Source organism: Pseudomonas sp. BF-RE-25, from assembly GCF_019956105.1.
Taxonomy (GTDB): Bacteria; Pseudomonadota; Gammaproteobacteria; order Pseudomonadales; family Pseudomonadaceae; genus Aquipseudomonas; species Aquipseudomonas migulae.
Window position 1 is genome coordinate 59,265 of record NZ_JAHBDB010000012.1, and the last position, 20,041, is coordinate 79,305.

5 protein-coding genes are annotated in these 20,041 nt (G+C 62.6%); 1 reads left to right on the forward strand and 4 read right to left on the reverse strand.

Annotated features, from left to right (window positions below; genetic code table 11):
- The first annotated feature begins 106 nt into the window (after positions 1-106).
- On the forward strand, positions 107-2,524 hold the full coding sequence (locus KGB24_RS07445; protein WP_223414201.1) for a TonB-dependent siderophore receptor: 2,418 nt from the start codon (positions 107-109) through the stop codon (positions 2,522-2,524).
- A gap of 134 nt (positions 2,525-2,658) precedes the next feature.
- Here KGB24_RS07445 and KGB24_RS07450 read toward each other — a convergent pair whose 3' ends face one another.
- The 4 genes from KGB24_RS07450 to KGB24_RS07465 form a co-directional block, all read right to left on the reverse strand.
- Positions 2,659-3,579, reverse strand: a complete 921-nt coding sequence (locus KGB24_RS07450) for a hypothetical protein (protein WP_223414200.1) — start codon at positions 3,577-3,579, stop codon at positions 2,659-2,661.
- A 505-nt stretch (positions 3,580-4,084) separates the two neighbouring features.
- Positions 4,085-5,050 carry an alpha/beta hydrolase gene (locus KGB24_RS07455; RefSeq protein ID WP_223414199.1) on the reverse strand — a complete coding sequence of 322 codons (966 nt, stop codon included), beginning with the start codon at positions 5,048-5,050 and terminating at the stop codon, positions 4,085-4,087.
- A gap of 92 nt (positions 5,051-5,142) precedes the next feature.
- Complete coding sequence (locus tag KGB24_RS07460) at positions 5,143-16,941, reverse strand: amino acid adenylation domain-containing protein (RefSeq protein WP_223414198.1); 11,799 nt, start codon at positions 16,939-16,941, stop codon at positions 5,143-5,145.
- Positions 16,938-20,036, reverse strand: coding sequence for a non-ribosomal peptide synthetase (locus tag KGB24_RS07465; protein WP_223414197.1), 3,099 nt, complete (start codon positions 20,034-20,036; stop codon positions 16,938-16,940). The genes KGB24_RS07460 and KGB24_RS07465 overlap by 4 nt, the downstream gene beginning before the upstream one ends.
- Positions 20,037-20,041: the final 5 nt, after the last annotated feature.

The window sequence follows — 20,041 nt, forward strand, 5'->3', positions numbered from 1 at the left end:
CCTCGACGATTTTCGGAGTTTGTTTTCCGGTTTCGTCGGGGTGATGCGTCTAATAATAATTATCATTAACTAAAAAAATCTGCACACCTTAGGAGCGATTTGAGCAATGCAAAGCCCTACCCTGTCCCGCGCGCCGTTGGCACTGGCCATCGCGCCGCAAAAGAAATTCCGAACAGTCGTACCGGGTGCGTTGCTGACCCTGTTGCTGCTGGGCACCTCTCAGGTCCAGGCCGCGCCGGTGAACGTCAACGTGCCTGCGCAGTCGCTGGCCAGCGCGCTGCAGCAACTGGGTCAACAGACCGACCTGCAGATTCTTTACAGCCAGGACATGGTCAACGGCCTCAAGTCCACGGCGGTTTCCGGCAATCTGGAGCCGGAACAGGCATTGAATACGTTGCTGCTGGGGAGCGGCATTACGTTTCAACTGACTGGCAACACCGTTTCGCTGATTCCGGTCGCGGGTAACTCCAGTGCGCTGCAACTGGGTGCGACCGCCATTTCCGGCGTGGCGCCGGGGCCTACCACCGAAGGCACGCATTCCTACACCTCCGATCAAGTGAGCATCGGCAAGGGCAACATCAAGCTCAAGGACATCCCGCAGTCAGTGTCCGTCGTCACGCGCCAGCGCATGGACGACCAGAACATGAACAGCCTGCAAGACGCGATGCGCCAGGTCACCGGCGTCACCATCAAGACGTACAACTCCGGCTCCAGCCTGAACGACGTCTACATGCGCGGTTTCCTCGTCGACCAGGTGCAGGTTGACGGCGTATCGCAACCGACCGGCCAGGGCGACATGGGCACCAGCTTCGACCTCGCGATGTACGATCGTGTCGAAGTGTTGCGCGGCCCATCCGGCCTGTATCAAGGCGCTGGCGAACCCGGCGGCACCATCAACGTGGTGCGCAAGCGCGCCCTGAACAAATTCGCCCTCGGCGGCGAGCTGGGCGCAGGTTCCTATGACCACTACCGCTCGATGGTAGACGTCACCGGCCCGTTGAACGATCAAGGCACCGTACGCGGTCGCTTCATCACCGCGTACGAAAACAACAAATCCTTCGTCGACTCCGCCCAGAACGAACGCCCGATGGTGTACGGTCGCCTGGAATTCGACCTCGACCCATCCACCACCCTGTCGGTGGGCGGCGCCTACCAGCAAAACCACTCCACCCCGGCGTTCGGCTTGCCGGCCTTTGCCGACGGCAAGTTGCTGGACGTGTCGCGCTCGACCTTCGTCGATGCCAAGTGGAACACCCTGAACGAGAAAGTCTGGGAGTCCTTCGCCGAGGTCGATCACGCGCTGGACAACGGCGGTCAGTTCAAGACCACCGTCACCTACCGCGATGCGGAAACGCCGCAGCGAAACTTCACCTGGGCCGACGGTGCAGTCGATCCTGATACCGGTGACAGCTGGGCCGTGGCGTATGACTACTACACCCACATCAAAACCATCGGCGTCGACAGCTTCGTCACCACGCCGTTCGAATTCGCGGATCGCAGACACGAGTTCACCGTGGGCGCCGAGTACCAGCATCTCGACAAAGACTTCGAATACGGCGGCGGCGAGTACTTCCCGATCAACGTCTACAACCCGGGCAGTATCGATATTCCCAAGAACGACTATGAGCGGGTCAACGGCAACTGGTCAAAATCCGACCAGTACGGCCTCTATACCCGCGCCAAGTTCAACGTCACTGACTGGCTCGACGTGATCGGCGGCAGCCGCGTGACCTGGTACGAAAGCGACGCGAAAAACGCCAACGCCTTCTTCAACAGCTTCGGCGAAGCCCACACCAGCATCAACCGCAAGGTCGTGCCTTATGGCGCCATCATTGCCAAACTGACCCCGGAACTGTCGGCCTACGCCAGCTACACCGGCGTGTTCAAGCCACAAAGCGAGCTCGGCAGCGACAACTCGCCCATCGGACCGCGTAAAGGCAAGCAATATGAAATCGGCCTCAAGCGCGAGTTCTATGACGGCCGCCTGAATGCCAGCGTTGCGATGTTCCGCATCTACGATGAAAACCGTGCTCAATTCAACGCCGACACCGGTGGAAACGAAGCACAAGGCAAGGCGCGCAGCCAGGGCTGGGAAACCGAGTTGAGCGGTAACCTGACCGACAACTGGAGCATCGTCACCGGTTACGCCTTCACCACCACCAAATTGTTGAAATCTGACGACGCGACCGAAGGCAGCACCTTCAGCACCATCACGCCGAAGCACAACTTCAACCTGTGGACCAAATACGAATTCGCCGACGGCCCACTCAAAGACTTCAGCGTCGGCGGCGGCGTGCGTGTGGTCAGCAAGACCTGGTACCAGCGTGAAGTGCGCTTCGAACAAAGCGGCTACGGCATCGCCACCGCGCAGGTGGGCTACAAGTTCAACGAGAACCTGTCGGCGACACTGACCGGCAACAACCTGTTTGATAAAAAGTACTACGATCGCGTGGATGCTTCGTGGGGGACTAACTTCTATGGTGACCCGCGTAATCTGACGTTGACGTTGCGGGCTAATTATTGATTGCTGTGCAGGTTAAATGTTGAACAACACCGGGCCGCTTGCGGCCCGGTTTTGTTTTTGGGGATTGGTATGACCGGGGTACTTGATTTCAATACAGCGCCCAGGGGCGCTGCTGGCCAGAGCGTCTACGCCGACTATCCTCGAACGTCTTCCGGAAAATACTGTGGAAGCTTGCAATCCGGCTCACCTGCAATGCAGAGCGCACTGCCGGAATCCATATAGTCCTTGTGCCCCCCCTGCCCAATGAAGGCGGCACCATCGCCATGGCAATTAGGGCCATCGGCCCCTTCATCCGCACAGTAAGCAGGTTGACCTTCCCACTGGAAAATAATGACCTGTTCAGGGCTCGGATTACCCGCGACGGTGCGGCTCTCGAATTGGCGAGCCTGTGGCGCAGCTGCCTGAGTGTCTACTGCCTGGGTTGAGCGTTGGGCATTCGCCTGCGCAGCTTGGTCCTGCTCACGGGCACGTTTGTCTTCTTCGATTCTGGCGACATGCGCATCGAACAGATGAACCATTCGATCGACGGACTCGACGCCGCCCTTTCCAGTGGGCTCAAACAACGTCCACAGATAGAGCTCATCAGACAAGCCATGGATGATCTCAAGTGAATGCTTGCCATCGGTAATCTGGAAAGCAACGATACCTGCAACGCCAGCGGCACTTTTCAGAAAGCGCTTCGGCACAACGCCGAAAACGATCTTCAGTTGCTTGCCACCATCAATATCTGCTGTTGCCGCCACGAGTTTGAGACCACTGGACAACTCGACCTGCCGGGCTTCATCGGTGTCGACGTAATCGATATCGACATTAGACAAACGATCATTGTCGTCCAAGGCATCCTCAAGCTCCATGGACGTATCGATACCCATCCTTTTCAGCATGTTCTCTCGTTGTTCCGGGTCTTGGCCCTTCATCCCGGTCACCGGAATCAGGTCAATGGGAGTCAGCTCTTCGACAGCGTCGATGGCGTTGTTGGAGAACACATAGAACGGAAGATAGAGGGTCAGCGAAACGATAGTCGCGCCGAGCCAAAGCTTAAACAGAGTGCGCATAGAGCGTCCTTGCTTCTTGAGGTTGGATGGTTTGCAGCCGCCGGAAATCACCGTCAGCGGTGTGAAACTGGCTTTGCAGTCTGCGATGTACAGGCTACCTGAGCCGTCATCTGCAACAACATCATAATGCCATTATTCAAAATTTGGCATTTCGCAAGTCATCTTGCTGGCGGAATTGGCGATGAATCGGGTGCTGGATTGTCTGGAAAAGCAGGAGGTTGTGCGGTTTCGGTCAGGTAGACCGCGTTATCGTTTATCGCCAGCAAGCCGGCTCCTACAGGAGTTGCGTAGGTTGTAGGAGCCGGCTTGCTGCGGGCGGCGTTCCGACGATGCGGGCGATACGGATCGTCTGATTCACCGTGGTGATGCCATCGCCGGCAAGCCGGCTCCTACGGGACCTCCGCTAAATTGTAGGAGCCGGCTTGCTGGCGATGGCATCGCCACGGTTTGCCTGATTCACCGCGGTGGGGCCATCGCCGGCAAGCCGGCTCCTACAGATCACGCATCAACACAGGCTTTCTGTGATCTGCGCCGCCAGTTGCTCCAGCATCGCTGGCACTTCCTGGACCATCTCCCCCATCCGTGCGAAGTCGTGGGTCATTCCGGCTTTCACGTCCAGCACTATGGGTTGTTCGGCGGCACGCAGCTTTTCGGCCCAGGCCAGACCTTCATCAAGCAGCGGGTCGTATTCGGCCAGCCACAGTAAGGTCGGTGTCAGCCCTTGCAGGGTCTCGGCGAACAACGGGGAAAAGCGCCAGTCGCGGCGATCATCAACGCTGCGTTGATACTGCTGATAGAACCATTCCAGTGTGATCGCTTCCAGCAGGTAGCCTTCAGCGAAACGTGCAAGCGACGGGCGTTTTTCCACGGCGTCGATCACCGGGTACAACAGCACTTGCAGCCGTGGCGTGAGCAGCCAGGCCTGCGGGTTCTGGGCGATAGCAATCGACAAGGAAGCCACCAGGCTGCCGCCGACGCTGTCTCCCGCCAATGCGATACGTGCAGGGTCCAGCCCTAAGGCACCGGCGCCGGTGGTGGCAAGCCAGCGCGTCACGTCTTCGGCATCCTCGTAGGCGACAGGAAAACGGTGTTCCGGGGCCAGTCGATAATCCGCCGACAGCACCGCAAAACCACCCGCCAGCGCCAGTCGCCGGCACAGGGTGTCGTGGGAATCGAGGCTGCCGACCACGTAACCGCCACCATGGAAATACAGCAGCACCGGGCGCTCCTGCGTGCCCAGCGACGGCCGAGCGTAGAGGCGAGCATTGAGCAGATGGCCATCGCGGGCCGGAATGCTGACCGCCGTCACGGTCAGCGCGCCCATCGGTGCGGCGTCGAGCAGCTGCGAGGTTTGTTCGAATTGCTGGCGCGCTTCGGTCGGGTCCAGCTCGTGCATGGGCAGGCTTTTGCCGGTGAGGCGGCCGAACTCGGCCAGTTCCAGAAAACCTTCGATGTCCGGGTGCAGTGCCATGGGCGGTGGTCTCCAAAAAATAAAAAGCTCGCCCTATAAACGAACCGTGAGGGCCGTTCATTAGGGCGAGCTTGTTTTGGCGCGGTAAAACCTTAGTCCTGCGCCACCACCTCGCGACCGAGTGCCGTCACCACAGCGCTCAGGCATTCATCCCGTTGCAGGATATCGAAGTGGCTGGCGGCGACGGTTTGCACTTTGCGCAGCCGTGGTTGCTGACGCTCCAGCGTCGCGCGTTCGGCCGTCGAGTTGCCATCGGCCCACCAGCAACACAGTTCGGCGTGCGGCAGCGGCAAGGTCTCGACCTGCCGCGACAACGCCTTCAAGCGCGTGCTGACCATGAACGTCTGCGCCAACTCATCGGCCCCCAGAAATGCGTAACCGCTGGCCTGCTCGCCTTCGGTGTCGATCACCGTGCGAATGATCCGTGCGACAGCGTCCTGATCACCCGTGGTTTCGACACTCAACGCCTGGGCAATGGCATCGCTGTCCATGCTCAAGGTCGCACCGAGGAACTCGCGCAGGTCCGCCCGCCACTCATCCACACTGGCGACGGCGTTGGCCTGGGTCGGCACAAAGCTGTCCACCAGGCCGACGAATGCCACACGCTGGCCCTGCTGTTCAAGCAGGTCGCCGACCATCAACGCCAACGCCCCGCCCAACGACCAGCCCAGCAAGTGATACGGGCCTTGCGGTTGCTTGCGGCGGATTGCTTCGACGTAGTCCGCAGCCATTTGCTGCAGCGAAGTGTCGTGCCACTGACGGTCGAGCAACATGCGGCATTGCACGCCATACACCGTGCGCTGGCCTTCCAGTCGACGGGCCAGCGGTTCGTAGTCGAACACCGTGCCGAACCCGGCGTGCAGGCAGAACAGCGCCGGTTGATCGTCCACCGGCTGGTTCAACAGCAGCAACGGTTCCGGGCTCTGTTTGAGCGGTTGCTCATCGACACCGGACAACCCGGCGATGGTCGGTTTGGCCATCATGTCGCGCAGTTTCAACTGGAAGCCCGGCTCGTTCAGCGCCCGCACCTTCGAGATCACTTTGAGGGTGCGCAGCGAGTCGCCGCCCAACTCGAAGAAGTTGTCGGTGATGCCGACTTTGTCGACGCCCAGCACTTGCTGCCAGATCTCGGCCAGCGCCCATTCCAGCGGTGTGCGCGGGGCCACGTAGTCGCGGCCCTCGAAGGTCGGGTCGGGCAAGGCCTTGCGGTCAAGCTTGCCGTTCGGTGTCAGCGGGAAACGCGGCAACACCACGACCTGCGTCGGCACCATGTAATCCGGCAGGCTTTCACGCAGGGCCGCCTGACAACGCAGGCCCAGGCCGTCGTCTTCAGCCGCGACCACATAGCCGATCAGTTGCGGCCCCTGCCCGCCGTCACGCACCACCACCAGCGCGTCATTGACCCCGACTTGCTCGCGCAGACGAGCTTCGATTTCGCCCAGTTCGATGCGGAAGCCGCGCACTTTGACCTGATGGTCGATGCGCCCCACGTAATCGAACACGCCATCCTCGCGGCGGCGCACCAGGTCACCGGTGCGGTACAAGCGACCGCCGTCGCGGCTGAACGGGTCGGCGACAAAACGCTCGGCGGTTTGCCACGGGTGACGGTGGTAGCCACGCGCAACGCCACGACCGCCGATGTACAGTTCGCCGACCATGCCCACCGGCAACGGATTGAGGTCCATGTCCAGCACATGCAGGCTGCGGGTGCCGACGCGGCGGCCAATCGGCGCATACATCGCCTCGCAGTGACCGTCGGCAGCGATTTTCCACAGCAGCGGCGTGACCACGGTTTCCGTCGGACCGTAACCATTCACCAGGTATTGCGGTTTGAGCGTGTGCTTGACCCGCTCGAACGTGGCGTCCGGCACCGCATCGCCACCGAAGCAATAGATGCGCACGGTTGGCGGATCACCGCCCTGCAACTCGGCGTGTTCGGCCAGTTGCAGCAAGTACGCCGGCGGGAAACAGGCGACGGTGATGCGCTGGCGATGCAACACCGCCAGGGTCTGTTCGGCGGTCCACAAGGTGTTGTCGCGCACCACCAGGGTCGAACCGCTGATCAGCGCGGTGATCCAGCGTTCATGGGCACCGTCGAAGGCGAACGACATGAAATGCAGTTCACGGTTGGCGGGGTCCATTTCGTACAGCTCGGCAATCGCCTGCACGTGCATGCTCAACGGCCCGTGGGCCACGGCGACGCTTTTCGGTTTGCCGGTCGAGCCCGAGGTGTAAATCAGGTAGGCCAGTTGCTCGGCGTGTACGTTGTTTTGCGGTGCCGTCACCTCGATGTCGAGGTTCAAGCGATCCACGGCGACCATCGGCGTGCCCGGATTGAGCTGCGCCGTGTCACGCAAACGCTCCTGGGTCAGCAGCAAACGCATGTCGCTGTCGGCCATCATGTAGCGCAGGCGTTCCTGCGGATATTGCGGGTCCAGCGGCACGTAAGCGGCGCCGCACTTCATCACCGCCAGCAGCGAAACCACCAGTTCCAGCGAGCGCTCCATGAACACGCCGATCACGTCTTCGGCCTGCACACCCTGCTCCAGCAGGTGCACCGCGAGTGCGTCGGAACGACGATCCAGCTCGGCATAACTCAACTGTTCGGCGTCGCGGTCGGCGTAGCTGAGCACCAACGCGGTGTGCTCCGGTTGCAGCCGCGCTCGCTCACGGATCAGCTCGTGCACCGGCCGTTCGTGGTCGTCGGCCAGCATCGGCAGCTCGCCGTCCAGTTGCCGGCCTTGGTCCAGCGTCAGCAAACCGATCTCGCCGACGGCGCGCCCGGCGTTGTCGCACAGACGTTGCATCAGGCTTTCCATGTGGCTGCGCAGCACTTCGACAGTGGCGAGGCCGAACTGATCGCGCTGGTGCATGTACTCGATGCGCAGCCCTTCATCGAGGCTGACCATCAAGTCCATCGCAAAGCTGGTCAGGCCGAAATCGGAGACGTCTTCGAAGCGCAGGGAATCACCGTTCCACTCGCGCAACGTGCGGTCCACCGGCTGGTTTTCGAAAACGATGATGCTGTCGAAGAGCGACTGCCCGCCCTGCCCGGCCCAGCGTTGAATGTCGCTGAGCGGGGTTTGCTGGAAGTCGCGGATGTCGAGGTTGTAGGCCTGGATCTCGCGCAGCCAGTCACCGACGCTCGCCTCGGTCGGCACGCTGTTGACCACCGGCAAGGTGTTGATGAACAGCCCGAGCATGTTCTCCGAACCGTTGAGGGTTTCCGGTCGGCCCGACACCGTGGCGCCGAACGTCACCGTGCGCTGGCCGGTATAACGCTGCAACAGCAGCAGCCACGCGGCTTGCACCAGGGTATTGAGCGTCACTTGCTGTTGCTGGGCAAACGCCTGCAAACGTGCGGTCTGCTGCGCATTCAGGTGCGTGTAAATCGCGTGATAACCCGCTTGCGGCGCCTTCACTGGCAATGCGCGGGCCAGGTGCGTGGCGCCTTCGAGGGCATTGAGTTTGTCTTTCCAGAACGCTTCGCTGGCCTCGGCGACTTGCTGGCCGAGCCAGTCGATATAGTCGCGATACGCGGCCACCGGTTCCTGCGCGTCGCCACTGTAATGACGCAGCACTTCACCGATCAGGCGCGACACACTCCAGCCGTCCATGAGGATGTGGTGATAGGTCCAGATCAGCCGATAACGGTCGTCTTCCAGACGCACCAGCAGCAGGCGCAACAACGGCGCGCGGTTCAGCGAGAAGCCACGTTCACGTTCATCGGCGGCCAATTGGCGCACACGCTCGGGCTGGTTATCCAGACCGCGCCAGTCCAGCTCGGTCAGCAGCGCCGGAGCGTTGCGCAGCACCACTTGCAGCGGCTCCTTGTCGCCCTCCCACAGGAACGCGGTGCGCAGGATCGCGTGACGCTGCGCGGCATCGGCCCAGGCTTCGCGGAAACGCGGACCGTCAACGCCACGCACGCCCACTTCGATCTGGTTGACGTACAGCCCCGAGTCGCCGTCCTGCACCGAGTGGAACAGCATGCCCTGCTGCATCGGCGACAGTGGATAAACGTCGTCCACCTCATCTGCCGTCAAATCCAGCGCCTGATATTGCGCTGCGCTCAGTTCGATTTTCAGCGTCGGTGCAGCCACAACCGGCGCGGCTTCCTCGGCGTCCACAGCCTGGGTGACGGTCGCCAGTTCGGCGATGGTCGGGTGACTGAACACGTGCTTCGGCGAAATGCTCAGGCCAGCCTTGCGCGCACGGCTGACCGCCTGGATCGACACGATGGAGTCGCCGCCCAGTTCGAAGAAGTTGTCCTGAATCCCGACCGGCACTTCGAACAGCGCCTGCCAGACTTCTTGCAGCGTCGCCTCCACGGCATTGCGCGGCGCGACGTATTCACCAACCTGCTGATCGGGTTGCGGTAAGGCGCGGCGATCGAGCTTGCCGTTCGGCGTCACCGGCAGTTGCTCCAGCAACATCACATGGCTCGGTTGCATGTGCTCGGGCAACGCGTTGCGCAGGTGCTGCTTCAGCCCATCGAGTGCCAGCGACTGGCCGACCACGTAAGCCACCAGTTGCTTGGATTTACCGACATCCAGCGCGATCACCACCGCCTCGCGCACCTGTGGATGTTCCAGCAGGCAGGCTTCGATTTCACCCAGTTCGATACGCAAGCCACGGATCTTCACTTGATGGTCGATGCGGCCGACGTATTCGATCACGCCGTCATCGCGATAACGCGCCAGGTCGCCGGTGCGATACAGCCGCTCGCCCTGTGCGCCGAACGGGCTGGCAACAAAACGCTCGGCCGTCAGGTCCGGACGGCGATGGTAACCCCGCGCCAGACCGATGCCGCCCAAGTACAGCTCACCGACGCAGCCCGCCACTTGCGGTTGCAGGCTGTCATCGAGAATGTAGGTCACCAGGTTGGCAATCGGGTAACCGATCGGCACGCTGATCGAGCCGTCATCGACGCACGTCCAGTGGGTCACGTCGATGGCCGCTTCGGTCGGCCCGTACAGGTTGTACAAACCGACGCCGGGCAGCACGCGGAACAGGCTGTTCTGCAAATCCGCCGACAACGCTTCGCCGCTGCACATGATCTGCCGCAGGCTGGCGCAACGCTCAAAGCCCTCGCCCTGAACAAATGCCTGCAACATCGACGGCACGAAATGCAGGGTGCTCACCTGATATTGCTCGATCAAACGCACCAGCTGCGCCGGGTCGCGATGGGCGCCCGGTTCGGCCACCGCAAGGCGCGCACCGACCATCAGCGGCCAGAAGAATTCCCACACCGACACGTCAAAACTGAACGGTGTCTTTTGCAGCACGGTGTCGCGACCGTCCAGCGGGTACGCGCCCTGCATCCACTCGATGCGGTTGTACAACGCATCGTGACGGTTGGCCGCACCCTTCGGTTTGCCGGTGGAGCCGGAGGTGTAAATCATGTAGGCCAGCGATTGCAGCTCGACCACGCACGGCAGGTTTTCGTCGCTCAAGCCTTCGACCAGCTGAGCGCTGTCGTCCAGGCAGATCGCCGTGGTCCCGGCGGGAATCGGCAATTGCGCCAGCAGATAACGCTGGGTCAACAGCACGTGCACGCCGCTGTCCTCAAACATGTGCTCCAGGCGCTCGCGCGGGTAATCCGGGTCCAGCGGTACATAGGCACCGCCGGCTTTCATGATCGCCAGCAGACCGATCACTAGTTCCAGCGAACGCTCGGCGGCAATCCCCACCAGCACTTCGGCACCGACACCTTGGGCGCGCAGGTAGTGCGCCAGGCGGTTGGCCTGCTGGTTGAGTTGGCGATACGTCAGGCTCTGACCGGCAAACACCAACGCCTGGGCGTCCGGGGTTTTCAGCACCTGGGCTTCGAAGCACAGGTGGACCGGGCGCACGTCGGGCCAGGTCACGGCGGTGTCGTTGAAGCCTTGCACTTGTTGCTCGGTCTGCGCGGCGTCGAGCAGGCTCAGGCGACCCAAGGCTAGTTGCGGTTCGCGCACCATGGCATCGAGCAACGCTACCAGACGCTTGCTCAGGCCGTCGATGGCCTCGCAGGTAAACAGCGCGGTGTCGTAATTGAAACGCAGGTCCAGGCACTCGCCCAGCTCGGCGGCGATGGCCAGCGGGAAACTGGTTTGATCGTGATTGCTGATACCCGAGAACTTCAGCGCACTCGGATTACCGCCCTCCAGCGCCTCGGCGACCGGGTAGTTTTCGAACACCAGCAGCGTGTCGAACAGCGACTCGCCGGAGTGCCCGGCCCAACGCTGCACATCGGCCAGCGGCGTGTATTCGACATCGCGCAGTTTGAGATTGAGCGCCTGCACCTCGTCCACCCATTGGCTGACCGTGCGCTCGGGATGCGGCGTGGCGATCACCGGCAAGGTGTTGATGAACAGGCCGACTTGCTGCTCGATCCCCTGCAACTCGCTCGGACGACCCGACACCGTGGCGCCGAACGCGACGGTGCGCTGGCCGGTGTAGCGCTGCAACAGCAACAGCCACGCCGCTTGCAGCAAGGTGTTCGGTGTCACGCGGGCCTGACGGGCAAAGCCGCTCAGGCGTTCGCTGGCCGCCCGGTCCAGGCTCAGGTGAACGGTGCGATGACTATCGCTCTGCCCTGCGACCGGTCCCGGCATCGCGCCGGCCAAACGTGTCGGCTCGTTGAACGCCTGCAACTGCTCCAGCCAGAACGCTTCGCACGCGGCGCGATCACGTCCGCCCAGCCACGTCATGTAATCGCGATAACGACCGCCGCTCGCCACCGACATCACGCCGGAGTAACGCTGCAACACTTCGCCGAACAGCTGCGAGGTGCTCCAGCCGTCCAGCAGAATGTGGTGGTTGGTGAAGATCAGGTGATGGGTGTCGTTCGCGGTCTGCACCAAGGTCAGGCGCAGCAACGGCGCGGCTGCCAGGTCGAAACCGCGCAGGCGATCGTCTTCGGCCAGACGTTCCAGGGCGTGTGCCTGATCCACTTCCTTGCGCCAATCGAGCACGGTCACCGGCAACGTGGCGTTGGCCAGAATCACTTGCAGCGGGCGCGAGCCATTGCTCTCGCTGAAGAACGCGGCGCGCAACACTTCATGGTTTTCCAGCGTCTGTTGCCAGGCGCTGCGGAACGCCTCGACGTCAATGCCCTGTACGTCCACGCGCATTTGCGGGATGTAGGCGCCGGCATCCGGGGCGAACAGGCTGTGGAACAACATGCCTTCCTGCATCGGCGACAGCGGGAAGATGTTTTCGATCTCACGCGCCGCCAGTGGCAGTGCATCGAGTTGCGCCTGATCGACGCTGACCAGCGGCACGTCACTCGGCGTCAGGCCACCGGCACCGCTCAGGCAGTGTTCGATCAGCTGTTGCAGTTCGCCAGCGTAGGCCTCGGCCAGACGCTGCACGGTATGCTCGGCAAATACGTCGCGGCTGAAGGTCCAGCTCAGGCGCAGTTGCCCGGCGTACACCTGACCGTTAATACTCAGGCCACGGTCCAGCGCGGCCGAAGCGCCCTGCTCGGCGCCCCCGCTTTCACGGGCCGGGCGCCACGGTGCCTGCTCATCGAAACTGGCATCGAACTGGCCCATGTAGTTGAACGTGATCTGCGGCTGCGGCAAATCCTCAAGACCGGCCTGCGCCAGATACCGCAGGATGCCGAAGCCGATGCCCTTGTCCGGCACCGCGCGCAGTTGTTCCTTGACCGCCTTGATGCTCCCGGCCAGATCGCTGGCCGGGGTCAACTTGACCGGGAAGATCGAGGTGAACCAGCCCACGGTGCGGGTCAGGTCGATGTCGTCGAACAGGTCTTCGCGGCCGTGACCTTCCAGTTTGACCAGGGTCGAAGGCTGGCCGGTCCAGTCGCCCAACACCCGCGCCAACGCCGTCAGCAACAGGTCGTTGACCTGCGTGCGATACGCCGCTGGTGCGTCTTGCAGCAGTTGGCGGGTGAAGGTGCTGTCGAGCACGGTTTCAACACTCACGGCGTGTTGGCTGGCGAGGCTGCCTTGCGGATTATCGGCGGGAAGGTCCACCATCACGTCGTGGTATTGGCGCTGCCAGTAAGCCGCTTGGCTCGCCAGTGCGGGACTTTGCGCATGCAGCTGCAAACGCGCCGCCCAGGCTTGATAGGCGCTGGATTTGGCCGGCAGGCGCAGGGGTTGAGCCTGACGCGCCTGGTCGTAGGCCGTTTGCAAATCTTCGAGCAACAGACGCCAGGACATACCGTCCACCGCCAAATGATGCACCACCAGCAGCAAGCGCTGACCGGCCGCGCCCATGTCCACCAGCAAGGCACGCAACAATGGGCCATCGTGCAAATTCAGGCTGGCCTGTGCGGCGTTGCAGTGCTCAAGCAGCTCGTCGGCGTTCGCAGCCTGACGCTGCCACAGCAGTTCGGCGCTGCTCCAGTGTTCGGCCTGAGCCTGCTGCCACACGCCATTCACCTGATGCAAACGCAGGCGTAGCGCGTCGTGATGTTCCAGCAACGCGGCCAATGCCTGTTGCAGGCACGCGCTGTCGAGTGGCTCGCGAAGTTCCAGCAGCACCGATTGGTTCCAGTGGTCCCGGGCCTCGATGGCCTGCTCGAAAAACCAGTGCTGGATCGGTGTCAGCAGTACATCACCGCGCACCGGTCCCTGATCGATGACCAGACCGGCGCTGCGCTGCGCGACCTTCGCCAGACTCTGCACGGTCTGGTGTTGAAACAGGTCACGCGGGGTAATACGAATCCCGGCCTGACGCGCACGGCTGACCACCTGAATCGAGATGATCGAATCGCCGCCCAGCTCGAAGAAGTTGTCGTCGATCCCCACGCGCTCAAGCTTGAGCACGTCTTGCCAGATCGCCGCCAACTCGGCTTGCAGGTCGTCCACCGGCGCCGTGTAAACCTGTTGCGCCAGGGCAGCATCAGGCTTGGGCAACGCATTGCGGTCGAGCTTGCCGTTGCTGGTCAGCGGCCACTGATCAAGCTTGAGCAAATGCGCCGGCACCATGTAATCCGGCAGACCGGCCTGCAAATGTTCACGCAGCGACTGACGCAAATCGGCGACGTCCTGGGTGACGGTGAACCAGGCGACCAGTTGCTGACTGCCATTGATCTCGGGCGCCAGCACCAGCGCCTGTTCAATGGCCGGGTGACTTTGCAGACGATCCTGGATTTCCCCCAGCTCAATGCGGAAGCCACGAATCTTCACTTGATGGTCGATGCGTCCGGCGTACTCGATGCTGCCATCGGCGCAATAGCGCGCCAGATCGCCGGTGCGATACAGGCGTGCACCCGCCTCGGCGGCGAACAGGTCCGGGACAAACCGCGTGGCGGTCAGATCGGCGCGCTGGTGATAACCCCGCGCCAGACCGGCACCGCCGACGTACAGCTCGCCGACGCAGCCCTTGGCCACCGGGTTCAGGCGTGGGTCGAGCACGTACCAGCGCAGGTCGGCAATCGGCTCGCCCAGTGGCGAGCTGTTGGCACCGTCAAGGTCGGCGCGGGACAACGGCCGGTAGGTCACGTGCACCGTGGTTTCGGTGATGCCGTACATGTTGATCAGCAACGGCTGTTGGTCATCGAACGCGTCGTACCACGGACGCAGGCTCGCGACGTCCAGCGCCTCGCCGCCGAACACCACATAACGCAGGGCCATGCCCTGGGCATTGGCGCAAGCAAACGGCATCAGTTGACGGAACGCCGACGGGGTCTGGTTGAGCACCGTGACCTGTTCATCGCACAGCAGGCGAGCGAACTCTTCCGGGGAACGGCTGATGGCGTGCGGCACCACCACCAGCTTGCCGCCGTAGAACAAGGCGCCAAAAATTTCCCAGACGGAGAAGTCGAAGGCGTAGGAATGGAACAGGCTCCAGACATCGTCCGCGTTGAAACCGAACCAGTGTTCGGTGGCGCTGAACAAACGGGTCAGGTTGCTGTGCGGCAACAAGGTGCCTTTGGGTTTGCCGGTGGAACCGGAGGTGTAGATGACGTACGCGAGGTTTTCCGGGCAGGTCAGGTTCGGCAGGTTCTCGACGGACGCCTCATTCAGCCAGTCACTGGCGTGGTCGAGGCAAATCACTTCGATGCCTTCGGACAACGGCAAACGCGGCAGCAGCGCGGAATCGGTCAGCAGCAAGCGCGTGCCGCTGTCGGCCAGCATGTAGGCCAGACGATCCTGCGGGTATTCCGGGTCCAGCGGCACGTAGGCGCCACCGGCCTTGAGGATCGCCAGCACGCTGACGATCATTTCCAGCGACCGCTCCAGCGCGATCCCCACCAACACATCCGGCCCGACACCGCGTTCGCGCAGACGATGGGCGATGCGGTTGGCCTGTTGGTTCAGTTGCGCGTAGCTGAGGGTCGCGCCATCGCAGGTCACCGCGATGTTGTGCGGGTGCGCGGCGGCCTGGGCTTCGATCAGTTGATGCGCGCACAGAGAGTTCGTGGCCTGCGAAGCGGCGCTGCGGTTCCAGTCCAGAAACGTGGCGTGCTGCTCGGCTGCGGCGAACATGTTCAGGTCGGCCAAGGCGACCGAGCTATCGGCGCAGATGGCTTGCAACAGATTCAGCCAATGCTGGCCGAGACGCTCGATGGTCGAAGCGTCGAACAATTCGGTGGCATAGACGAACGAGGCGTGGATGCCGTCGTCGCTCTCCACGGTGTCGAGCATCAGCTCGAACTTGGTGGTCTTTTCATCCCAGATCAACGGCTCGACGCTCAGGCCCGGCAAGTCCCAGCGCTGTTCGCCGCCGGCATCGCGCTGGTGGTTGAACATCACCTGGAACAATGGCGTGTGGCTCAGGCTGCGTTCGACATCGAGGCCATCGACCAATTGCTCAAAAGGCAAATCCTGATGCGCCTGCGCGCCCAGTGCCGCCGCCTTGACCTCGGCCAGCAACTGCATAAATGGCTGGTCGGCATGGGGCTGGGTACGCAGCACCTGGGTGTTGACGAAAAAGCCCAGCAGGTTTTCCACGTCTTGGCGGGTACGGTTGGCAATCGGCACGCCGACGCGAATGTCCCGTTCGCCGCTGTAGCGATGCAACAGGGTTTGCAACGACGCCATCAACACCATGAACAGCGTGCAGCCTTCGCGACGGGCGAGATCTTTCAGAGCCGACGCCAGGGCCGCCGGCACGTTCAGCTCGACGCTGGCGCCCTGCTGGCTCGGGATCGCCGGGCGACGACGGTCCGCCGGCAGGTTCAGCGGTGGGTGCTCGCGGCCCAATTGTTCACGCCAGTAAGCAAGCTGACGCTCGGCCTCGCCGGCCTCCAGCCACAGGCGCTGCCAACGGGCGAAATCGGCGTACTGAATGCCCAGTTCCGGCAGTTGCGGCGCTTGCCCGGCGCTGAGTTGCGCGTAGAGCTGGGTGAATTCCTGCAACAGAATCGGCAGCGAACCGCCGTCGGTGACGATGTGGTGGAACGTCAGCACCAGCACATGCTGCTGCGCGTCGAGGCGGATCAACCGGCAGCGCATCAACGGACCGTGCTGCAAATCGAATGGCTGCTCGGCGTTGAGGCCGACCTGGCGATGCAGTTCGGCCTCGTCGGCGGCGTTTGCCTCGACCAGCGGCGCGTCCATCTGCGGGTGGATTTTTTGCAGCACTTGCTGCTCATCGAACACGAAAGTGGTGCGCAGCACTTCATGACGTTGCACCAGCGCGGCGAGGGTTTGCGCCAGCGCGGCGCGGTTCAGCTCACCGCTGAGGCGAAAGGCACCGGTCAGGTTGTACGCGGTCGCCTGTGGCTGCATCTGCCACAAAAACCACAAGCGCTGCTGCGCGTACGACGCCGGCAGCGTGTCGACCGCCGGGTCCCTTGGCGGGATCGGCAGCAGCTCAAGGGTCAGGCCTTGCGCGTGCATCTTTTCTTGCAAGGCACGCCGCGCGTCCAGGCTCAAGCCGCAGAAACGCTGGGCCAGGGTCATCATTCTGTCCGGTGCAGCACTCATCGCGTGTGTTCCTCATCCACTTCGTCGAACAACGCTTCCAGCGCGTCTACATCGTTTTCTTTGTGTTCACTGTGCTGACGGAACTGCTCGATTTCCGCCGCCAGGCGTTCCAGGGTGTCGCCCTCGAAGAACAGCTTCAGCGGGATCGCCAGGTTCAGTTCTTCCTGAATCCGCGCACGAATCCGCGTTGCCAACAGCGAGTGACCGCCGAGCTCGAAGAAACTGTCGTGCACGCCGACCCGCTCCACGTGCAGCGCTTCGGCCCAGATCGCCGCGAGGACTTTTTCCAGATCGGTGCGCGGGGCGACGAAGGCACTGCGACGTACGTCGAGGTCGAGCAAGGCCTGGCGGTTGAGTTTGCCGTTGGGCATCAGCGGGAAACGTTCCAGCACCTGCAAGCGCGCAGGTTGCATGTGCTCCGGCAACGCTTCGCTGAGGTGGCTGCGCAATTCGTTGAGGCGGATGTCGGCGGTGTCGGCCGGGGAAATCACGAAGCCCAGCAGTTGCGGACCGGTCGGCGTTTCACGGGCGATGACGGCGGCGTCTTCAATGCCGGGGGCGCTGCGCATGGCGGATTCGATCTCGCCCAGTTCGATGCGGAAGCCACGGATTTTCACTTGATGATCGACCCGGCCGAGGTACTCCAGCACGCCATCGGCGCGGTAGCGTGCGAGGTCGCCGGTGCGGTACAGGCGTTGACCGGCCTGCTTCGCAAACAGGTCGGGCACAAAACGTTCGGCGGTCAGCGTGGCACGCTTGAGGTAGCCTCGGGCAATGCCGGCGCCGCCGACATACAGCTCACCTTCGACGCCCACGGCCACCGGCATCAAGTCCGGGCCGAGCACGTGAATGCGCATCCCCGGAATCGGCTGGCCAATCGGGATGGTGTCGTCATCCTGACCGAGCGGCAGTTCCCACGCCGAGCACCAGACCGTGCCTTCGGTCGGGCCGTATTCGTTGACCAGTGCCACTTGCGGCAAGGCCTCGCGATGACGTGCGACCAGGGCGTTGCTGCACGCTTCGCCCGCCACAATCACACACGCCAGCGCCGGGTTTTCGAGGTGTTCGAGAATCTGCGCGTGGTAGGACGGCAAGGTCAGGTAGTGGGAAACCTCTTCACGCTGGATCAGCGCCGCCAGCAGCGCCGGGTCCTTGTAGCTGTCTTCGTCCGGCAGGCACAGGGTCGCGCCCTGCCCCAACGCCCAGAAAACCCCGGCCACCGAGCTGTCGAAGGAGAACGACGAAAGCATCAGGAACGCGCGCAACGGCTGACGATAGAACGCGCTGCGTGCGAGGGTCGAGGCCACCGCGTTGGCGTGACTGATCATCACGCCCTTGGGTTTGCCGGTGGAGCCGGAGGTGTAAATGACGTAGGCAAGATGGGCGCTGTCGCCCAGCGGGACTGGCTGTTCCTGCGATGCAGACCAGACTTCAGTTTCCGGCATCAGCGAAATCACCCGCTCGCCGTGCAACGCTTCCGGCAGCGGCTGACAGGCCAACACCTGACGCGCAGCGGCGTCCTGCAACATGAACGCCAGACGCTCGATCGGGTAGTTCGGATCGAGCGGCAGGTAAGCGGCGCCGGCCTTGAGTGTGCCGAGCAGTGCGATGACGATTTCCAGCGAACGCTGACCGTAGACCGCAACGATTTCATCCGGCGCAACGCCTTGCGCGCGCAGGGTATTGGCGACCTGGTTGGAGCGTGCATCCAGTTCGGCGTAGCTCAGGCGTTGGCCATTGACGCTGACGGCGATGCGCTGCGGATGCAGGCGTGCCTGTTCGGTGAACAGGTCTTGCAGGTAGCGATGCGGCAGTGCCTGCTCGGCGGCCAGCGGGTTGAAGTCTTCGATCAAGCGGGTCAGTTGCACCGCGTTGACCTGAGTGGCCTGGCCCAGGGTCAGCTCGGGCGAGGTCAGCAACTGGCGGCTGAATTCGACAAACTGTTCCAGCCACGCTGCCAGCATCGACTCGGGCACCGCACCGGCCAGGCACGATAGCTGCAACTGTTCGCCCTGAACCCGCAGGCGCAGGACTTCCGGGTTGGCATCGTCCACTTCAATGTTCGCGTCGGCATCGGCCTGATACGCCAGGCCATAACGCAGCGGCGTCGCGACTTCAGCGCTCAGTTCGAACTCGTTGAGGCAGTCGAGCCAGGACAGCGATTGCTCGACGTTGCCAGCAAACGAGGCCAGCGCTTGCGCCAGGGTTTCGTGGCTGCGGTGATCGAACGCCACTGGCAAACGACGGGCGAAACGCCCGAGGGTCGCTTCGGTCTGCTCGTTGCGCCCCGCCACTTCCCAGCCCATCAGCAACTTTTCCTGATTGCCGATGCGCGCCACAAACGCGCTCCACAGCAACAACGCCACGCGCTGCGCTTCGACGCCCTGAGCGGCGGCCAGCCGTTGCACATCGGCCAACCATGCCGCGTCATCAAGCGTCGCCTGATGGCGAGCCAGCGTCACTCCAACGGCCTTTTCAAAAGGCAGATGATGGGCCTGCGCGAACTGCTGTTGCAGGTTGCGCCAGAATGCGGCGCCTTGATGGCCGATGTCTTCTTCGCGCAGTTCTTCCTGCCACGCGGTGTAATCCAGGTACTGCAAGTCTTCCTGATTGTCGGCCAGTGTTTCGCCGCGCAACAGGCTCGCCAGCTCCGCCGACAGCACCCGCAGCGATGCTTCGTCGAGGCTGCTGGCCAGCGCCAGCAACGTGACGAAATGCTGACCGTCCGTGGTTTCCACTGACGCCACCACCAGCACCCGATCCGACGCCTCAGTCAGGGTTTCACGGCTGCGGTTTAGCGCTTCATCCAGCGAAGACACGCGACCCAGCAACGCGACCGGCAACTCATCGCACAGGCTCTGTACCGGCCATTTCATCCCCGGCAAACGGCGATAGACCGTGCGCAGGGTTTCATGGCGCTGGCCCAGTTCATCCAGTGCCGCGCGCAATGCCTGCGCCTCCACAGCCTGGGCGACCGGCACGGTCAAGGCGGCGAACAGCGGCTGTCCGCCCAGTTCCTGAGCGCGCAAATAAAAGGCCTGCTGAGCCGAAGTCTGGAAAACGTCTACCGAAGGTTCGAGGGCGGTGGTGTTCATGTCGA

Excerpts from the sequence above, each read along its gene's own strand:
- KGB24_RS07445 (WP_223414201.1), top strand. The coding sequence starts at position 107 with ATGCAAAGCCCTACCCTGTCCCGCGCGCCGTTGGCACTGGCCATCGCG.
- KGB24_RS07450 (WP_223414200.1), bottom strand. The coding sequence starts at position 3,579 with ATGCGCACTCTGTTTAAGCTTTGGCTCGGCGCGACTATCGTTTCGCTG.
- KGB24_RS07455 (WP_223414199.1), bottom strand. The coding sequence starts at position 5,050 with ATGGCACTGCACCCGGACATCGAAGGTTTTCTGGAACTGGCCGAGTTC.
- KGB24_RS07460 (WP_223414198.1), bottom strand. The coding sequence starts at position 16,941 with ATGAGTGCTGCACCGGACAGAATGATGACCCTGGCCCAGCGTTTCTGC.
- KGB24_RS07465 (WP_223414197.1), bottom strand. The coding sequence starts at position 20,036 with ATGAACACCACCGCCCTCGAACCTTCGGTAGACGTTTTCCAGACTTCG.